The sequence below is a fragment of the Microcystis sp. M53603_WE2 genome (genome assembly GCF_030065435.1).
Genome location: NZ_JASJFF010000532.1, coordinates 1 through 4,292 on the forward strand (window position 1 = coordinate 1; position 4,292 = coordinate 4,292).

Here is a 4,292-nt window from a genome sequence, read left to right on the forward strand (position 1 = left end):
GGATGGTATCCTAACTTTAACGGGTATGGTGGCTAGTCTCGACGGTAAGCGCCTGATTAAGGACTCGGTTAGCGGTGATCCTAGCCATGGGGAAGTCTTAGGACGAGATTTAGCCCATAAAGTGCGCGAGGCTGGTGCTGGAGAGATTTTAGCCGAGATTTTCGCTGAAGTGGGACGATAATCAGTTACCATACCATTTTTCTTTATTCATGGCAGGTATCTTACCCCCCGTTGCCCCCCCGACGTCGGGGGGGTGGGGGTGAGGGCGATTAACCATCTCTGCCATTACTTATGAAAAATGGTATCAGTCTTAAGTAGGGTGGGCTGAATCAATCTAAAAATCTTCTTGGATAAGACTTTTAGACTTTTTTCCCATCAAAAAGTGCCAGCCGAGAGTGATCGGGGGGAAATTTCAGATACTTTTTCCCTGAAAATTAGGTAATTAACCCCCTGAAAATGGGTAAAACCCTACACCCCACACCCCACACCCCACACCCTGTCCCCACCAACAAACTTTTTGCTGCAAACCCTAAATAGTTAGGGATTTTCCCGATTTTTTGGGGAACGAGTAAATAGTTTTAAGTAAGTAGAAACAGAGAATTCCTTAATTGGGAAGGTGATAAAAGTCAAGGGATTAATAGTAATAATAATATTGCGGCTATCCCTCTGTACCGCCTTGATAATCTGTTTAGCCACCCAATCGGCGGACATAATACCCAGAGGATTTAAATTACTCTTAAAAGGGCCAAGAATTAGCTTTCTTACCACACAGGGGGCATCTAAACGACGCAGGGTAATCATATCACCGATCGCTCGTTTACTGAGTTCGTAGAGGGGACTAAAGGCAGGATTAACCTCTGCTTCCGAGGTATTCACCCAGACTTCCTTGCGGGCAATTTGCTCGTTAGTGCGGACAGTTTTGAAGAATAATTCCATTAAACGCCAGACGGAAAAAGTATTCACTTGGTAGGCTAATTCGATCGCTTCTGGGGTTCTTTGGCCGTGGACATTAACGCCATGATTTAAAATCAGTATATCTACAGACCTAAATAAGTCCTCAAGTTGCGTTTCTTCACCGATTTGCCATTTCACGGTTTTTACAGGTACTGATTCGCCGTTAATTTCAATAGCGATCGCATTCTCCCTGGAAGTGAGCGCGATTACCTTAGCTCCTTTCAGTTGTAGGTACTTTAACAGCGATCGCCCTAAGGTTCCATTCGCTCCGGTAATGGCGATCGTTTTACCCTTAAGAGAAAGTGCCGTCCCCATCAATTTATCCATAAAGGTGAAAGTTCCACAATAATAAGCCTTTTGGTTATCAAAATGGTGTCGCCAGTGGTAGGTACGATTAACGCGCCATTGAGCCGGTAAACTCTCAAATTGCCCCGGACGATGGGTTAAATCGGTTAATTCCTCCAGATTGGCGATGCCTAAACCTCGACCGATCGCCGTACTGAGAAAAGTCAAAGTATAAAGGGAACCTAACCAACCCAACCAAGGGCGATCGAACCCCCAAGAGTAGGCCAGTAGTACAGGTAAAACACTGGCAGCCAACATCACCAAGGCCTCTGGTACATCATTGTACCAGTGCGCCCGACGATAAATTTCCTCGCTCATTACCGACAGATCGGGACGAAAAACCCGATGATGCCAGACGTGCAGACGATAAAGGGGCTGCCAATGGTGGGCCAGAGCATGATAGCTATCACGCACGATCTCCACCCAAATAATTGAGCCACAAATCAGTCCGACACAGAGGAGCAGGTTTGACATAGGGGATAAATGTTAAATTTTCTCAACGAATGTAAACAGAGCAATCTTAGCCGAAAAAGCGCATTTATCGGGCAAAAAAAACCAATAGCCTGAAAAACTAGGGTTTCTTTCCCGAAAAAACTTAAGATTCTGTTAAAAATTTTAACAATTTTCGGTAAAATAAAGCAAGAAACAAGCGTCTACTGGAACAGTTACTTAACCTGAGTCGATTATGGCAGAAAATTATTGGTCGCGAGAGGATGATAACGAAGAATTAGACCCGATTGGTTCCCTCCTATCTGACTGGTCCGATCCCGAAGACGAAGAGGACGAATTTAGGAGCGAAATTTTTCAAGGCCGATCGGGACGCAGACAGAAAGCGGCTTTTAGCCTCATGGCGATCTGGACAATAATTATCGGACTTCATTGGCTTAGTTGGGGTTATTGGGCAATTATCGCCTTAACTATGGTACTATCGGGGCAAGCTTTGCGGCTGCTGTTCACCAAACCAGAAACGCCGCCAGTTCCTTTACCAGATCAGGATTTAGCCTCTGTCCCCAGGGTGTCCCTCTTAGTAGCGGCCAAAAATGAAGAAACCGTAATCACGAAACTGGTTAATTATCTCTGTCATCTAGACTATCCCCAAGATAAGTTAGAAGTTTGGATCGTCGATGATTATAGTACCGATAACACCGGTGCAATTCTCGATCGCCTTGCTTTAGAATATCCCCAATTACAAATTCTCCATCGTCCTGCTAATGCCGGAGGTGGCAAATCCGGCGCCTTGAATCAGGTTTTATCCCTGACTAACGGGGAAATTATTGGCGTATTCGATGCCGATGCGGGATTATCCGCCGATTTACTGCGTCATGTCGTCCCGATGTTCGACGATCGAGAAGTAGGTGCGGTACAGGTGCGAAAAGCGATCGCCAATGCCGCCGAAAACTTCTGGACAAAGGGACAAGCGGTAGAAATGATCTTTGATAGTTGTTTCCAACAGCAACGGATCGCAGTGGGAGGGATCGGAGAATTGCGCGGAAATGGTCAATTTGTCCGACGTAGTGCCTTAAATCGTTGCGGGGGTTGGAATGAACAAACGATCACCGACGATCTTGATTTAACTATTCGTCTCCATATCGATAATTGGAAAATTAATATCTTAAATTTTCCCGCAGTAGCGGAAGAAGGGGTGACAACTGCGATCGCTTTATGGCATCAGCGCAATCGTTGGGCCGAAGGTGGTTTTCAGCGTTATCTCGACTATTGGAAAGCAATTTTAAAGTCTCCCATGCCTTGGCCGAAAAAGTTTGATTTAATTGCTTTTTTGATCGTTCAATATATCTTACCTGCGGCCGCTATTCCCGATCTTTTAATCACTATTACTCGTCATCAAGCTCCGATTTTAACTCCTTTAACTGGTTTGGCTCTTTCCCTTTCTCTCTGGGGGATGGTGACAGGATTAATCCGAGTCAATACGGGTAAAAAATTCACTTTCGCTCTTGGTTTGGACATCCTTGCTCAAACCATTCGCGGCATGATTTATATGATGCACTGGTTTATTATTATTCCCAGTGTCAGCCTGCGGATGGCTTTGCGTCCTAAACGTTTAAAATGGGTGAAAACCGTTCATCTGGGGGAACATCTCAGCGCCGAAGTTTAATTTTCGAGGATAGACTCCCAAAACTTTGGACTTATCAGGACTGAAATCCCCTGTCAGTAAAGGTTACAGCCTTTGGAAACCCCTTTGGGAAAAATTTCCAATTTCCTTAATCATGCTTGCTACCAATAATGTGTTAATTTAGATACAGAATTGAATTCCGTGACAGCACTGGGGTGGCGAAAAGCGCTCGCTCCAGTTTTTTTTCTCGAGAAAACGGGTTTCTTCAAGAAACCCGTTTTCTGTAGTTTTTTTTGCGGGAAGCATCCCCCTCTCCTCGTAGGTTAAGGGGGTGAGATCATAACAATCCGTTGCCAAAACCGACTTTTCAGAATACAATACAGAAGAGTAGTCATTCATCGCTCAGATTAGTTAAGATGATATTACATGACTAATAATATTGACCATGACCGCTTATTTAAGGAGTTAATCTCCACCTTTTTTGTCGAATTTATTGAGTTGTTTTTCCCTCAATTGATCGATTATTTAGATAGGGACTCGATTACTTTTTTAGACAAAGAAGTATTTACCGATGTCACCGAAGGAGAAAGGTATGAAAGCGATTTAGTCGCACAAGTTAAGTTTCGAGGAAAAGAATCTTTTTTTCTGATTCATGTGGAGGCGCAGGAAAGTTCCCGCCAGTGGTTTAACCGGCGAATGTTTACTTATTTTGCTCGCTTTCATGAGAAATTTGTCTTACCGATTTATCCGATTGTAATTTTTTCTTATTCAAAGCCAAAAAGAGAAGCGATTAGTCAATATGTAGTCGATTTTCCCGATTTTAAGGTGTTAGAATTTAACTATCAAGTAGTGCAGTTAAATCGATTAAATTGGCGAGATTTTCTCAATCAGCCGAATCCGGTTGCTTCGGCTTTGATGGCTA

The 4,292-nt window shown here is 43.8% G+C and carries 4 protein-coding genes and 1 pseudogene; 3 read left to right on the forward strand and 2 right to left on the reverse strand.

Annotated elements, in window-relative coordinates; all coding sequences use genetic code 11:
• Positions 1-181 (forward strand): annotated as a pseudogene (locus PX481_RS11065) (hydroxymethylbilane synthase); the annotation flags it as partial.
• Between the two features lie 356 nt (positions 182-537).
• Here PX481_RS11065 and PX481_RS11070 read toward each other — a convergent pair.
• On the reverse strand, positions 538-1,773 hold the full coding sequence (locus tag PX481_RS11070) for a bifunctional sterol desaturase/short chain dehydrogenase (RefSeq protein ID WP_002756581.1): 1,236 nt from the start codon (positions 1,771-1,773) through the stop codon (positions 538-540).
• A 211-nt stretch (positions 1,774-1,984) separates the two neighbouring features.
• On the opposite strand from PX481_RS11070, the gene PX481_RS11075 reads away from it, so the two are divergent.
• Positions 1,985-3,412, forward strand: coding sequence for a glycosyltransferase family 2 protein (locus tag PX481_RS11075; protein WP_002756578.1), 1,428 nt, complete (start codon positions 1,985-1,987; stop codon positions 3,410-3,412).
• 138 nt (positions 3,413-3,550) lie between these two features.
• Here PX481_RS11075 and PX481_RS11080 read toward each other — a convergent pair whose 3' ends face one another.
• On the reverse strand, positions 3,551-3,769 hold the full coding sequence (locus tag PX481_RS11080) for a hypothetical protein (RefSeq protein ID WP_071824944.1): 219 nt from the start codon (positions 3,767-3,769) through the stop codon (positions 3,551-3,553).
• Positions 3,770-3,796: 27 nt separating this feature from the next.
• Here PX481_RS11080 and PX481_RS11085 point away from each other — a divergent pair.
• On the forward strand, positions 3,797-4,292 hold a 496-nt coding region (locus PX481_RS11085; RefSeq protein ID WP_502888596.1), incomplete at its 3' end, for an Rpn family recombination-promoting nuclease/putative transposase.

Bases quoted from the DNA above. Each gene is read 5' to 3' on its own strand.
- PX481_RS11070 (WP_002756581.1), bottom strand. From the start codon at position 1,773: ATGTCAAACCTGCTCCTCTGTGTCGGACTGATTTGTGGCTCAATTATT.
- PX481_RS11075 (WP_002756578.1), top strand. From the start codon at position 1,985: ATGGCAGAAAATTATTGGTCGCGAGAGGATGATAACGAAGAATTAGAC.
- PX481_RS11080 (WP_071824944.1), bottom strand. From the start codon at position 3,769: ATGAATGACTACTCTTCTGTATTGTATTCTGAAAAGTCGGTTTTGGCA.